Raw genomic sequence first — 13034 nt, 5'->3', positions numbered from 1 at the left:
TTTTCTCTACTTCACCTCACTGCGACAACACGGCTTGCAGCCGGCGCTGGACATAATCGGGGTTATTGCCGGGATTCGGGCAGCGCGGCATGGCTGCGGCCGGCTGGTTGCAGGCCGTGGCGGTGATGGTCCAGCTGGACAAGGTGCCGGGGCCGGTGGCCAGCGTGCATTGCACGCTGACGGTAAATGGCGACAGTGTCGTGCCCGCCGGCAAGGCGAACGCGGAGGCCCCGATGCATGGGGCGCCGGCCGCCAGGCCCGCCGCCACCTGCTGGCGCAAGCCCCATTCGAGCCCGGCGCGCGCGGCCTGCTCGGCGCGCACGCCCTGTACGTCCATGGCCGACTGCGTGTGCTGGACGGTGCTGATGCTGACCATGGCGACGGCCAGTCCGGCCAGCACCACCAGCAGAAAAATCGCCGTGACGAGGCTGAAACCGCGCATACGCTGCGCGCGGCGCAGCGGGGTCGATTGCATCATGGCGTATTCCTCACTTGCACCTGCTGCACCAGGCGCACGACGCCGGCACTGGTGTTCGGCACGCCCAGGCTCAGGTCGATATTCACCAGCCCGCGCTGCACGTTGGCCAGGGCGTTGTAGCTGAAGACGCAGCGCGCCACCTGGCGCGCCAGCAGCGCCGCCGTGGCGCCGGCCAGCGGCGCGCCAGTCTCGGCGGCCGGCTGGTTCGGGCCGATCGCGTAGCGTTCGTAGCGGGTCAAAGTGCCTGTCGTCAGATTGCAGGCATACGTGACGGGCGTCGTCACCACCTGGAAGCGGTTCGACGGCGAAGGCAGCGGCGCCGGCGCCGTGGCGAACGGGTAGCTGCCCAGCGAGACGACAGTGCCGGCCACACCCGTCACGGGCGCGCGGTTGCAGCCGGTGGCGGCGCTGCAGGTGTAGGCATTGTTCGGCGCATACGCCTGGCCCAGGTTATACACGACGATCTGGTCGCCCACGCTGATCGCCTGGCGCGTGCCCAACGTATCGGCGGGCGCGGCGCCAACGATGGTAAAGCTGGACGGATAGACCTGGCCCGGCGTGAAGCCCAGTACGTTGCCCAGGCCCGGCGGGTCGTTTTCGCCCAGATAGCGCCCGCCCGTCTTGGTCAGCAGCAGTTCCAGGAACAGGCCGCCGCCCGTCACGCGCACGCTGTTGGGCAAGGCCAGGCGCACGTCGCGCGCAAGGCGCCGCGCCGCCGTATCGGCCGCATCGGCCAGGGTGGCGCGCGCCGTCGTATCCACATAGCCTTGCACGGGCACGCGGATGAAGACGGCCACCATGCCGCCGATGATGCCCGTGATGACGATGACGATGACCATCTCCATCAGGGTAAAGCCGCGCTGGCGGCGCTGCGTGTGAATAAAATTTTTCATGGGATGCTGTTGGGCGCGTAGCGCACGCGGTAGCCGTCGAGCACGATATCCTCGCCGGGGGCATACGCCACGCTGACGCGGATGCGCAGGCTTTCCGTGGCGGGCAAGCCGTTCAGCGCCTCCTGGGTGATCGTCACCCGGGCAATGTATTGCTGGCCAGCGCCGGCGGCCCAGGCATTGCCTTGCGCATCGGTCGCATAGGCAACGGGCGTGCCATAGGCGGCCACGTAATCGTTGACGTTGTCGAACGGGCGCGGCACGCCGCCCGCCTCCTGGCCCGGTCCTTCCGGGATGGTGCAGGCGGCCGGACTGGCGGCCGTTTCGGCGGCCGGGTCCAGCGGATCGCAAAAGGTAAAGCGCGCCAGCTGGATCTCTTCCAGCATGCCTTCGGCGATGGCCAGCGCCTGCTTGCGCAGCTGCGGATCGGCGCTGTGCTGCGTCGTCAGGCGCATCACTTCCATGATGCCGACGGAGGCCACGCCGACGATGACGATGAACAGCACCACTTCCACCAGGGTCACGCCGCGCTGGCGCCGGTGCCGCCACAGATTAATAGACATAGCCGGTCACCCCTTCCACCGTGATGGTGCGCAGCATGTCCGTGCCCTGGATGCCCAGGCGCAGGCGGGCCGGGAAGGTGGACGGCGCCGGGAAGGCATTGGCCAGCGCATACGGCTGGCCCAGCGCGTCAAAATAAAAGCCCGCCGTACTGGCAGGATTGGTGCCCAGCGCCACGCTGGCGGGAACGCCTTCGCACAGCCAGGCATCCTGGCCATTGCAATACTGGCGCGTCTCGCGACTGCCACTGTTGCGTCCACCTGGCGCGACCACCCGGCTGGCGGGGCTGCAGAGCGCATCGAAACACACGGCCAGGCCGCCGGCATCGAGGCGCACGAAGACGGGGCGGTTCTGCGCCACGGCCAGCTTTTGCGCATAGCGCAGCATGCTGGCCGCCTGGTCGCTGAAACTGCGCGCATCGAACGTCTCGCGCTGAAAAAAGCGCGCGCCCGCGAAGGCCGCCATCACGCCGGCCAGCACCAGTACCGTCACCAGTTCGATCAGCGTGAAGCCGCGCGCGCCGCGCCGCCGCGACGGCAAGGCGGCGCGGCGGGGAGCGGACAGGCGTGTGACTGGCATGGAAGACAAATGGACTACCCGTAAAAAAGCCCAACTGGCCGGAGCCTGGGGTTGGGCTGGTGCTGGTGCGGTGGTGCTGGTGACGGGACAGGGCCAGGCCCTGCCCCCAGGGCAAGAGGCGCTGCGCGCTTAGCCGCAGTTAGCCTGGGTGGCGTTGATGACCACCGTTGGCGGCGTCACCGCGGTACCAGCCGGGGCGGCAACCGCCGGGGTGTACACCACGTTGCACTGGGTACCGACATGGCCCGGATCCGGCGTGATCGTCACGTTACCGGCAGCAACGGCTACCTGGTAGTCAGCCAGGCCGCCGGCGGCAGCAACGATGCCGGCGGCATCGGCGGTCGGGTAGCCGTTCGCGCCAGTGATCGCCAAGCCTTCCATCGTCACGTCGGGCGTGGCGGCATTGTTGCTGTTGACCAGCCATTGAGCGTGGTACATGGCCGAGGCGGCGCGTAAGGCGCCGGCGGCGGCCTGCATCTTCGCGAAGCGCGCATCAGCCGCCAGATTCGTAAAGCGGGGAATAGCCGTTGCCGCCAGAATGCCCAGGATGACAATCACCACCACCAGCTCGATCAGGGTAAAACCGCCCTGCGCGCCGCTCTTCAGATTACGTAAGGATTTATTCATACCAGCTCTCCAAAATCAATATAAAAACATGAAACCAATACATGAAACTTTCGCTGCGCGCACTCAATGGCATTCAATTTGCTGTCGAGTCCGGCGTTTTCCACACCACGATATCGGGTTCCTGGGCGAGCTTTTCAACATCGGCGTCTGCACCAGGCAAGGTTACCTTAAATTTCACTGAACCAACACTCGAACGGGAAAAAATATTGCCACTACTTAACAAATAGATGACTTTCTGCTCTTTTCTGTCGTATAGCCAATTTCCCGCCGGCAGTCTGTCCAGCGCCGGAGCGTCAAACTCGCCCAGATAGTTGGCGGGTTTTTCCTCCAGCCAGTCGAAGGGATTTTGCCGCGCCAGCGCAGGCAGCTGCGTGCGCCGGCCCGCCAGGTACAGCTGCAGGGCCTGCACGCGCAGGCTGGTGCGCAGCGCGCCCAGCGTCTGCGCCATGGCCACCTGCTGCGCCTTCTGCTGGTAGTCGCTCACGCGGCTGAGAAACACCGTCACCAGGATGGCGAACACGGCGGCCACCACGGCCAGCTCGAACAGGGTGAAGCCGCGCTGGCGGGCCCGGACGCCCATCAGTGCAGGGCCGCCTTGCCCAGGTCCCAGATCGGCAGGAAGATGCCCAGCGCCAGCACCAGCACGAGGGCGCCAAGGAAGACGATGAGTATCGGCTCGATCTGCGCCGACAGGGTTTTCAGCTCGTAATCGACTTCGCGCTCGTACATGGCCGCGATCTCGTCCATCAAGTCGTCGAGCGAGCCCGATTCCTCGCCCACGGCGATCATCTGCAGCACCACGGGCGTAAACACGTTGGCCGCCACCGAGGTGCGCAAGATGCTCTCGCCGCGCTCGACGCCGTCGCGCATCTGCTCCACGCGCGAACTCAGGTAGGTATTGTCGACCGTTTGCGACACCACCGTCAGCGCCTGCACGATGGGCACGCCGCTGGTGCTCGACAGGGCGAAGCTGCGCGCGAAGCGGGCCATGGTGCCCTTCAGGATGATCTTGCCGGCGATCGGCAGGCGCAGCTTGGCGCGATCCCATCTGTACTGTCCCGCTTTCGTGCCCAGCCAGGCGCGCCAGCCGAAAAAGGCGCCCGCCGCCAGCAGCAGCAGGACGGGCCAGTAATCGATGGTGAAGCGCGACGTGCCGATCAGGATGCGCGTCATCAGCGGCAGTTCCGCGTGGAAGCTGGCAAACACTTTCTCGAATTGCGGGATGACGAACATGTTGACGACGACCATGGCGGCGATCATGGCCACCATCACGAACGACGGATAGCGCGTGGCCGATTTCACGCGCGCGCGCATGTCGCGGTCAAATTCCAGGTGGTCGAACAGGCGCAAAAACACTTCGTCCAGGCGCCCCGTCATTTCCCCCACGCGCACCATCGACAGATAGAAGGGCGTGAATACCGTGGGGTGGCGCGCCATGGCAGCCGACAGTTCGCGCCCCGCGTCGAGCGACTCGCGCACATCCTTGATGATGCGGCCGAAAGCGGGGCTGATGGCGGACTCCTGCAAGCCGGCCAGGCCGCGCATGATGGGCACGCCCGCTTTCAGCAGGGTGTACAGCTGGCGGCTGAACAACTGCACGTCCATGGGCGTGACTTTTTTCTCCGTCAGCTTGTCCCACCAGTTCAACTGGCTGGCGCCGGCGCCCGTCACCGTCTGCCTGGTGGCGCTGATGTCGACGGGCGTGATGCCGCCGGCCATCAGCTGGTCGGCCACGGCGCCGCTGTCGGCCCCTTCCATCACGCCGGTCAGCAGTTCGCCGTTGGCGTTGCGTGCCTTGTAAGCAAAGAACGGCACCTCAATCCTCGCTCTGGTTGCTGATGCGCATGGCTTCCGTGACCGTCGTGCGGCCTTGCACCACCAGCTGCACCGCATGCCGGCGCAAGGTTTCGCCCGCCATCTGCGCCGACGCCACCTTCATGAAGTGGGACGGATCGGCATGGTTGGCGGCGTCCGCCACGGCGCGCGTGATTTCCAGCAATTCGTAGACGCCCGTGCGGCCCCGGTAGCCCATGCCATTGCAATGCGAACAGCCCTTGCCATGGAAATACTGGTTGCGCTCGACCAGTTCGCCCAGTTCCAGGCGCAGCCATTCGTATTCGTTTGGCGTGGGCACATACGGCGTGCTGCAGCTTTCGCAGATCACGCGCACCAGGCGCTGCGCCAGAACGGCTTGCAGCGAACTGCCCACCATGTAGCGCGGCACGCCCATGTCCATCAGGCGCAGCGGCGTGCTGATGGCGTCGTTGGTGTGCAGGGTCGACAGCACCAGGTGACCGGTCATGGCGGCGCGCAAGCCGATCTGCGCCGTTTCCTGGTCGCGCATCTCGCCCACCAGCACGATGTCCGGATCCTGGCGCAGGGCCGAGCGCAGCACGCGGGCGAAGTTCAGCTCGATCTTGTCATTGACTTGCACCTGGTTGATGCCGGACAGGCGGTACTCGACGGGGTCTTCCACCGTGATGAGCTTTTTTTCCACCGAATTCAGTTCGGCCAGCGCGCAGTACAGGGTTGTCGTCTTGCCGCTGCCGGTCGGCCCCGTCACCAGCACCAGGCCGTTGGGGCGGTGCACGATGGCGCGGAACTGCTCCACCAGCTTGGGCGGCATGCCGATGGCGTCCAGGCGCAGGGTGGTGCCGCCCTGGTTCAGCAGACGCATCACCACCGATTCGCCATACTGCGTCGGCATGGTCGAGATACGCACGTCGATGCGCTGGTTTTTCACGCGGATGGCGAAGCGGCCATCCTGCGGCAGGCGCTTCTCGGAAATATCCAGATCCGACATCAGTTTTAAACGCAGCGCCAGCGAACTGGCGATCTTGCTGTCCGCTTCCGTCTGCAGATGCAGCACGCCGTCGATGCGGAAGCGGATCTGCAGCCGGCCTTCCTGCGGCTCGATGTGGATGTCGGAGGCGCGCACCTGCGTGGCATCCTCGAACACGGATTGCAGCAGCTTGACGATGGGCGCCTCTTCCAGGCCCGGATTGACGGCCAGCGCGCCGAAGTCGACGGAGACGTCGCCCAGGTCCTGCTCCAGCTCGCGCGTCAGGGTGGAAATATCTTCCGTGCGGCGGTAGATGCGGTCGATGGCGGCCAGCACTTCCGTTTCGTTGACCACGGCCAGTTCGATCTGCCGCTTGACCAGGCGCGAAATCTCGTCGTAGGCAAACAGGTCGGTCGGGTCGGACATGCCGACCAGTAAGCCCTCGCGGCGGTCTTCCAGCACCAGCGCGCGGAAGCGCCGCGCCTGGGTTTCCGGCAGCAGCCGCACCAGCTCGGGATTGATATTGAAAAACTTCAGATTGATGTAGGGAATGTCCAGCTGGCGCGCCAGCGCGCCGGAGATCTGTTCTTCCGTGACGAACCCGTGCTCGACAAACACCCGTCCCAGCTTGCGTCCGGAACGCTTCTGCTCCGTCAAGGCCTGGCCCAACTGTTCTTCCGTCAGCAACTTCTGCTGCACCAAAATTTCACCGAGCCGGACTTTCTCTGGCCTTGCCATGCTTGCTCCTCGACAGATTCGACAGACATGCCCCATGGGGGCGCGCAGGTATTTTATTCCAGAACCTGTTGTTTCTTAAAGAAAATACATTCCGCCGCTTGATTTTTGTGCATTTCAGCACTCTACAAGGAAACACTTGCCGGGCGCCGTCACGCATGACAATAATGATGGCCGTTCACCGTTTTTCACCGCCCTTCCCGCCCTTATGAACGCCTGCGCCATCGAGTTCCACAACGTGCACAAACAGCTGGCCGGCGCCGCCGTGCTGCGCGGCGTCGACCTGCAGGTGCGCGCGGGCGAACTGTTCGGCCTGGTCGGCGTGAACGGCGCGGGCAAGACGACACTGCTCAAATGCCTGCTCGATTTTTGCACGCCGGAACAGGGCAGCATCGCCATCTTTGGCCAGCCGCACCGGCACAGCGCTGCGCGCCAGCCCCTGGCTTTCCTGCCCGAGCGCTTCCAGGCGCCGCACTACCTGACGGGCGGCGATTTCCTGCGCTACCAGCTCAGCTTGCACGACGTGCGCCATGCGCAAGCGCCAGTGGAGCAAGCCCTGGCGGCGCTGGACCTGGCGCCGCAGGCGCTGCTGCGCCCCGCGCACACGTACTCCAAGGGCATGATGCAAAAACTGGGATTGGCCGCCTGCCTGCTGTCGGGCAAGCCGCAGCTGCTGCTCGATGAACCGATGAGCGGACTCGACCCGAAGGCGCGTGCCCTCTTCAAGCAGGCGCTGCGGCAACTGCAGGCGCAGGGCCGGGGCGCCTTTTTTACCTCGCACGCGCTGGCCGACGTGGACGAGCTGTGCGACCGCATGGCCATTTTGCACCAGGGCCGCATGCTGTTTACCGGCACGCCCGCTGAATGCCGCGCCCGCCACGGCGGCGCGCCGGACGCCAGCCTTGAGCAGGCCTTTTTGAATTGCATCGGCACATGAGCGCCGGGACGCAGGCGCCGGGCACGCCACCGGGCAGCGCTTACGCGCCATCGCCGCACGGCATGTATCTGCGCCATTTCCAGTTGCGCACGGCGCCGTTCGGCATCACCCCGGATCCCGCCTTTTTTTATGAGGGCAATACGCGCGGCGCCCTGCTCGACGCGCTGCTGTACGCCGTCACGCAAGGCGAAGGCATCGTCAAGCTGACGGGCGAAGTGGGCAGCGGCAAGACCATGCTGTGCCGCATGCTGGCCGAGCGGCTGCCGGCGCACGTCGAGGTGCTGTACCTGCTCAATCCCTGCCTGGAGCCGGACGAAGTGCTGTACGCCATCGCCGCCGAACTGGGCCTGGAGCTGGACGGACGCCGCGCCGATGAAGTGCTGCGCGCCCTGCATGCCGAACTCATCGCCAGGCATGCGGCCGGACGCCAGGTGGTGCTGCTGGCCGAAGAAGCGCAAGCCATGCCGGTGGCCACCCTGGAAGCCGTGCGGCTGCTGACGAACCTGGAAACGGCCAGCCACAAGCTGCTGCAAATCGTGCTGTTCGGCCAGCCGGAACTGGACCGCACCCTGGATTTGCCGCAGCTGCGCCAGCTCAAGGAACGCATCACCCACAGTTTTACCGTGCCGCGCCTGCCGCCCGCCTTGCTGAACGATTACCTCGCATGCCGGCTGGCGGCGGCGGGACGCGCGGCGCCGCTCATGTTCACGCCGGCCGCGCTGCGCCAGCTGGCGCACGCCTCGCAAGGCATCGTGCGCAGGATTAACATTCTGGCCGACAAGGCCTTGCTGGCCGCCTTTGCGGACGATGCGCAGCAAGTGCAGGGACGCCACATGCGGCTGGCCATCGCCGACAGCCCCTTCCAGCCCGCGCCATGGCATGCGGGCCGGCTGCTGGCGGCCACCCTGAGCGCACTGATGCTGGTGCTGGCCGCCGCCCTGCTGTGGCAATGGCTGGCGCCAGGATGGGCGGCAGGTGCGGGCGGCACAGGCGCTGCAAGCGGTGCAGCGGGTTCAAGCGCCACGAGTGGAACACGCCGCGCCAGCGCAGTCAGCGGGACAGGCGAAACAAGCGGGACTGTCCCGCCGCCGGCCGTCAGCAGCCCTGCCGGCGCAGCCCGAGATGGTGCTGGTGCAGCACGCGGTGCAGCTGGCGCCGGCGCCAGCGAAGCCAGTGCCATTGACGCGCCGCAAGCCGTGGCCGCGCCCGCCATGGAAATCAGCATGGCGACGACGGCAGGCCGGTCCGGCGCGCCAGTACCGGCAAGCGCGGCAACGCACACCGGCGCGGCCACGGGTACTGGCACGCGCATGGGAACAGGAGTGGGCACGAGCGTCGGCACGGGCACAGAAAAGGGACCTGCCAGCGCGAACGCCGCTGCAGCACAGCGCCAGCCGGCAGCGGCCGCCACGCCGCTGCTCGACAGCAGCCTGGCCGCGTCGCGCACGTGGCTGGCGGCACAGGCGCCGGGGCGGCTCGTGCTGCGGATCGCCAGCCTGCCCGCCACCGAGACGGCCAGCGCCGAAGCATTCCTGCGCCAGGCGCAGCAGGCGATCGGCCTGCGCGACCTGCACGTTTTTCATCTGCCGGCCAGCGCGTCTGGCACCCCCGGCGCGGCGGCAAATTCGGCGGCGCCAGCGCGTGCGGCGCGTCTGGATTTTGTCTACGGCAGCTACGCCGACCGCGCCAGTGCGCAGGCTGTCTGGGCGCGCCTGGCTGGATCGTCGCCGAGGAATATATTACTTCTCGACATAGATAATATCCGTATGGAAATTAAGCGCGGTGCAGCCGCGAAACCATGACGTGGCAGGCACCAACTTTATTTCCGCATATTCCTCCCGGGGCCTCCCCACACGATTGCTTTTAGAGGATCATGGTGGTTAAAATTGCAAAAGCACAACACGACTTCAAGGGCGAACTTTTCATGAACCAACACCCTATTCCTGTGCTGGCCTCTTGCCTCACCCTCGCCTGCGGCGCCATGCTGGCCGGCTGCGCCTCGCACCAGATGCCCGTGTCGCCTGGTCACCTGAATGAAGCGCCGCGTCCGGCTGGCGCCATTCCCGATACCGTGCAGCAAAGCGTCGCGCTGGCCGCGCCACTGCCCGCACCCAAACTGGAAACTTACAGCGTCACCGTGCATAAAGTGCCCGTGCAATCACTGCTGTTCGCGCTGGCCCGCGATGCCGGCATGAATGTCGATATCCATCCGCAAATCGAGGGCAGCGTGACCCTCAACGCGCTGAACCAGACCTTGCCGCAACTGCTGACGCGTATCAGCAAGCAAGTCGATATGCGCTATGAAATCGATGGCAAGAACCTGGTCGTGCTGCCGGACGCGCCCGTGTGGCGCAATTACAAGGTCGATTACGTCAACATGGCGCGCAGCACCAACAGCAGCGTGAATATCGCGACGCAAATTTCCACGGCCGGTGGCGGCACTAACAGCGCCAGCAATCCGGTCGGCGGCACGCAAGGCAACGGCAGCGGCGGCAACAACAATTCGACGACCCTGGTGGTGAATCGTTCGGAAAATAACTTCTGGTATAGCCTGGAAAAGAATATCCGCGACCTGCTGCGCGAAACCACGCTCAACGATGTGCAGGTGGACCCGCTGGCCCAGCTGAACCAGCAACTGAACAGCCAGCAAGGCCAGCAACAGGGCCAGGCTGGACAACAGGGCCAGGCGGGCCAGCCCGGACAGGCCCAGAACCAGGGCCTCAACGGGCCAGGCCAGGGCGGCGCCGGGCAATATGGCGCCACGCCCTATGGCGCGCAGGCACCGATGCAGGGCGGCGGCCAGTATGCGCCGGGCCAGCAGCAAGGCAATGCGAACGCCGCGCCGTCCCAGCCCGTCGATGCCAACGGCTTGCCGCTGTTAAAGCTGGCCAACAAGGGCAGCCCGTCGTCGGTGGTGGTCAACGTCGAGGGCGGCCTGATCGCCGTACGGGCCACGGGCCGCCAGCATGAAAAAATCGCCGAATTCCTCGACGTGGTGCTGCATAGCGCCAAGCGGCAGGTGCTGATCGAAGCCACCATCATCGAAGTGCGCCTGAGCAACGAGTACCAGCAAGGCATCAACTGGTCGCGCCTGACGGGCAGCCTGCAGCTGCGGCAGCAGCAAGTGGGCACGACACCGCTGCCTTCGGGCGTGACGCCCGGCACCACCCCCGGCATCTTCGTGCTCAATTACCTGAAAGACAGCTTCAGCACCACCATCCAGCTGCTGGAATCGTTCGGCAAGGTGAAAGTGCTGTCCAGCCCGAAAATCAGCGTGCTGAACAATCAGACGGCGATGCTGAAGGTGGTCGACAACAATGTCTTCTTTACCATCAAGGTCACGCCCGCCGTGATCAGCTCGACGGGCACCATCACCACGCCGGCCACCTATGAATCGAAGCTGGAAACCGTGCCCGTCGGCTTCGTCATGAGCGTCACGCCGCAAATTTCCGACAGCGATGAAGTGACGCTGAACGTGCGCCCCACCATCACGCGCATCGTCGGCTATGTGCAGGACCCGAACCCGGCCCTGGCCACGGCCAGCGTGATCAGCCGCGTGCCCGTGATCCAGGCGCGCGAACTGGAATCGATCATGAAGGTGGGCAGCGGCCAGATCGCCGTCATGGGCGGCCTGATGCAGGACTCCATCGACAATGCCAAGGATGGCGTGCCTGGCCTGTCCAGCCTGCCGCTGGTCGGCAACTTGTTTACCTATCGTAACGAGGCCAACAGCAAGACGGAACTGGTGATCTTCATGCGACCGGTGGTGGTCAAGGATGCCAGCATCGACGGCGACTACCGCGACTACCGCTATTTGCTGCCGGGCCAGGCGCCACTGAACAGCCAGCCCTACACGGAGGGCGCGCCGGCCGCCGCCCCACAGCCGCAGGCGCGCCTGCAGGGAGACTTCCCATGAGCTTGCTCATGCAGGCGCTCAAGAAGGCAGAGCGCGCCAAACAGAACAGCCTGCCGGACGAGGAGCTGGAAAAGCCGTCCGAAGCGTATGACCAGGTGCTGGAACTGGCGCCGGCCGATGCCGTACCCCTGCGCCCGGCACCCGCCGCCGTGCCGCCGCCATCGGCGACGCTGAGCACCCTGAGCCTGGAACCGCTGGGCGACACACCATCGTCGCCACCGGCCGCCAGGCCTGTACCGCCCGCCGAAGCGGCCGCCCCGCCGTCCGCAGCCGCGCCAGGCCCGGAAGCGGCAACAGGACCGGCAAGCGGCCCCCATACGCGCCCCGAGCCGCCGCGCACGCGCAGCGAAGCGCCGCCCGCCCGGCCACGCGCTGCGGCCGGCGCCAGCCGCAGCAAGACGCCGCCACGCGGCCCCATCAGTGTCGACCCTGCCACCGTGCGCATGGCCGTGCTGCTGGCCATTTTGCTGGTCGTGGCCGGCAGCATGGCCTGGTGGTACTGGCGCGCCAGCACCAGCCCCGGCGCGGGCGCCAACCTGCCCGGCGTGCCCATGCCGCTGACGGATGCGCCGGGCACGGCCAGCAGCGCCGGCCCCATCGTGGTGCTGGCCGCGCCCGGCACCACGGCGCCAGCGCCAGCGCCGCAATCGCTGCCGCAGGAATTGCCGCAAGACCTGGCCCATGCGCCGCGCCAGCAGCCGGGCGCGGCGGAGCAGCAGGCCATGATCGAAGCGGCCGCCCGCGCCGCCGTGGCGTCGCAGATGGCGCAAATGGCACAGATGACACAGCCGCCCCCGCCCAGCCTGCCCCCCGTGATGGCTCCAGACAATAGCCAGATCCAGGTGCAGCGCAGCGTGGCCGCGCCGCAAATCCATCCCGGCGTGCAGCAAGCCTACCAGGCCCTGAACGGCGGCCAGCTGGGCACGGCGCGCCAGCAATACGAAACCGTGCTGCAGCAGGAGCCCACCAACCGCGATGCCCTGCTGGGTCTGGCGGCCGTAGCCCTGCGCGAAAACCAGGGCGCGCAAGCCGCGTCCCTGTATGTGCGCTTGCTCGAAATCAATCCCGACGATGGCGAGGCACTGGCCGGTTTGATCGGCTTGCGCCAGGGCGACATGGTGCAAAGCGAAGCAAAGTTGAAAGCCATCCTGGCCCGCTCGCCCGACAGCGGCCCCGTGCTGTTTGCCCTGGGAAACCTGTACGCCAAGCAGCGCCGCTGGCCCGAAGCACAGCAGCAATTCTTCCGCGCCTACAGCGCCGTGCCCGGCAATCCGGACTATGCCTTCAACCTGGCCGTCGGCCTGGACCGGCTGAACCAGCCCAGGCTGGCCGCCACCTATTACCAGCAGGCGCTTGCCCTGGCGCGCACGGCGCCGGCCGCCTTCGACCAGGGCGCCGTGCAGGCGCGCCTGCGCGAGCTGGGCAGCGCGGCGCCTGCGGCGGGCGCGGCAGGCGCACCGGGCACGGCCCCATCCGCCGCGGCAGCGCCGCCTGCGCCCATCATCATTACCCGTCAGGAATAAGCATTA

Annotated in this window: 12 protein-coding genes; 4 read left to right on the top strand and 8 right to left on the bottom strand. The window is 66.3% G+C overall.

Going from position 1 to position 13034, the window contains the following annotated elements:
- Positions 1–16: 16 nt before the first annotated feature.
- From ACQ4WR_RS25980 to ACQ4WR_RS25945, 8 genes are all read right to left on the bottom strand, one after another.
- Positions 17–478 (bottom strand): pilus assembly PilX family protein, encoded by a 462-nt coding sequence (locus ACQ4WR_RS25980; protein WP_258003199.1) that lies wholly within the window; start codon positions 476–478, stop codon positions 17–19.
- Positions 475–1371, bottom strand: a complete 897-nt coding sequence (locus tag ACQ4WR_RS25975) for a prepilin-type N-terminal cleavage/methylation domain-containing protein (RefSeq protein WP_436490818.1) — start codon at positions 1369–1371, stop codon at positions 475–477. The genes ACQ4WR_RS25980 and ACQ4WR_RS25975 overlap by 4 nt, the downstream gene beginning before the upstream one ends.
- Complete coding sequence (locus ACQ4WR_RS25970) at positions 1368–1931, bottom strand: type IV pilus modification PilV family protein (protein WP_436490816.1); 564 nt, start codon at positions 1929–1931, stop codon at positions 1368–1370. Before ACQ4WR_RS25970 ends, ACQ4WR_RS25975 begins: the two co-directional genes overlap by 4 nt.
- Entirely contained in the window at positions 1921–2508 is a 588-nt protein-coding gene (locus ACQ4WR_RS25965) for a pilus assembly FimT family protein (RefSeq protein ID WP_436490815.1), read from the bottom strand. Before ACQ4WR_RS25965 ends, ACQ4WR_RS25970 begins: the two co-directional genes overlap by 11 nt.
- Positions 2509–2637: 129 nt before the next feature.
- The gene (locus ACQ4WR_RS25960; RefSeq protein WP_102299053.1) at positions 2638–3135 is read right to left on the bottom strand and encodes a type II secretion system protein; all 498 of its coding nucleotides are present in this window, start codon (positions 3133–3135) and stop codon (positions 2638–2640) included.
- A gap of 73 nt (positions 3136–3208) precedes the next feature.
- The gene (locus ACQ4WR_RS25955) at positions 3209–3715 is read right to left on the bottom strand and encodes a type II secretion system protein (RefSeq protein WP_436490812.1); all 507 of its coding nucleotides are present in this window, start codon (positions 3713–3715) and stop codon (positions 3209–3211) included.
- Positions 3715–4950, bottom strand: a complete 1236-nt coding sequence (locus ACQ4WR_RS25950) for a type II secretion system F family protein (RefSeq protein WP_436490810.1) — start codon at positions 4948–4950, stop codon at positions 3715–3717. The genes ACQ4WR_RS25955 and ACQ4WR_RS25950 overlap by 1 nt, the downstream gene beginning before the upstream one ends.
- 1 nt (position 4951) lies before the next feature.
- Positions 4952–6655 (bottom strand): GspE/PulE family protein, encoded by a 1704-nt coding sequence (locus ACQ4WR_RS25945; protein WP_102299057.1) that lies wholly within the window; start codon positions 6653–6655, stop codon positions 4952–4954.
- Positions 6656–6791: 136 nt separating this feature from the next.
- Between ACQ4WR_RS25945 and ACQ4WR_RS25940 the strand changes: the two genes are divergently transcribed.
- The 4 genes from ACQ4WR_RS25940 (at position 6792) to ACQ4WR_RS25925 (ending at position 13028) form a co-directional block, all read left to right on the top strand.
- On the top strand, positions 6792–7589 hold the full coding sequence (locus tag ACQ4WR_RS25940) for an ABC transporter ATP-binding protein (RefSeq protein ID WP_258003200.1): 798 nt from the start codon (positions 6792–6794) through the stop codon (positions 7587–7589).
- A complete protein-coding gene (locus ACQ4WR_RS25935; protein ID WP_436490808.1) occupies positions 7586–9391 on the top strand; it encodes an ExeA family protein in 1806 nt (601 codons plus the stop codon). Before ACQ4WR_RS25940 ends, ACQ4WR_RS25935 begins: the two co-directional genes overlap by 4 nt.
- A gap of 122 nt (positions 9392–9513) precedes the next feature.
- On the top strand, positions 9514–11505 hold the full coding sequence (locus ACQ4WR_RS25930) for a type II secretion system protein GspD (RefSeq protein WP_436490806.1): 1992 nt from the start codon (positions 9514–9516) through the stop codon (positions 11503–11505).
- Positions 11502–13028: a tetratricopeptide repeat protein gene (locus tag ACQ4WR_RS25925; RefSeq protein ID WP_436490804.1), complete on the top strand. Its 1527-nt coding sequence runs from the start codon at positions 11502–11504 to the stop codon at positions 13026–13028. The genes ACQ4WR_RS25930 and ACQ4WR_RS25925 overlap by 4 nt, the downstream gene beginning before the upstream one ends.
- The last annotated feature ends 6 nt before the right edge of the window (positions 13029–13034 follow it).

This window comes from Janthinobacterium amylolyticum, from assembly GCF_051380655.1.
Classification (GTDB): Bacteria; Pseudomonadota; Gammaproteobacteria; order Burkholderiales; family Burkholderiaceae_D; genus Janthinobacterium.
This window is presented reverse-complemented; position numbering and strand designations above follow the sequence as displayed.

Bases quoted from the DNA above. Each gene is read 5' to 3' on its own strand.
- ACQ4WR_RS25980 (WP_258003199.1), bottom strand. From the start codon at position 478: ATGATGCAATCGACCCCGCTGCGCCGCGCGCAGCGTATGCGCGGTTTC.
- ACQ4WR_RS25975 (WP_436490818.1), bottom strand. From the start codon at position 1,371: ATGAAAAATTTTATTCACACGCAGCGCCGCCAGCGCGGCTTTACCCTG.
- ACQ4WR_RS25970 (WP_436490816.1), bottom strand. From the start codon at position 1,931: ATGTCTATTAATCTGTGGCGGCACCGGCGCCAGCGCGGCGTGACCCTG.
- ACQ4WR_RS25965 (WP_436490815.1), bottom strand. From the start codon at position 2,508: ATGCCAGTCACACGCCTGTCCGCTCCCCGCCGCGCCGCCTTGCCGTCG.
- ACQ4WR_RS25960 (WP_102299053.1), bottom strand. From the start codon at position 3,135: ATGAATAAATCCTTACGTAATCTGAAGAGCGGCGCGCAGGGCGGTTTT.
- ACQ4WR_RS25955 (WP_436490812.1), bottom strand. From the start codon at position 3,715: ATGGGCGTCCGGGCCCGCCAGCGCGGCTTCACCCTGTTCGAGCTGGCC.
- ACQ4WR_RS25945 (WP_102299057.1), bottom strand. From the start codon at position 6,655: ATGGCAAGGCCAGAGAAAGTCCGGCTCGGTGAAATTTTGGTGCAGCAG.
- ACQ4WR_RS25935 (WP_436490808.1), top strand. From the start codon at position 7,586: ATGAGCGCCGGGACGCAGGCGCCGGGCACGCCACCGGGCAGCGCTTAC.
- ACQ4WR_RS25930 (WP_436490806.1), top strand. From the start codon at position 9,514: ATGAACCAACACCCTATTCCTGTGCTGGCCTCTTGCCTCACCCTCGCC.
- ACQ4WR_RS25925 (WP_436490804.1), top strand. From the start codon at position 11,502: ATGAGCTTGCTCATGCAGGCGCTCAAGAAGGCAGAGCGCGCCAAACAG.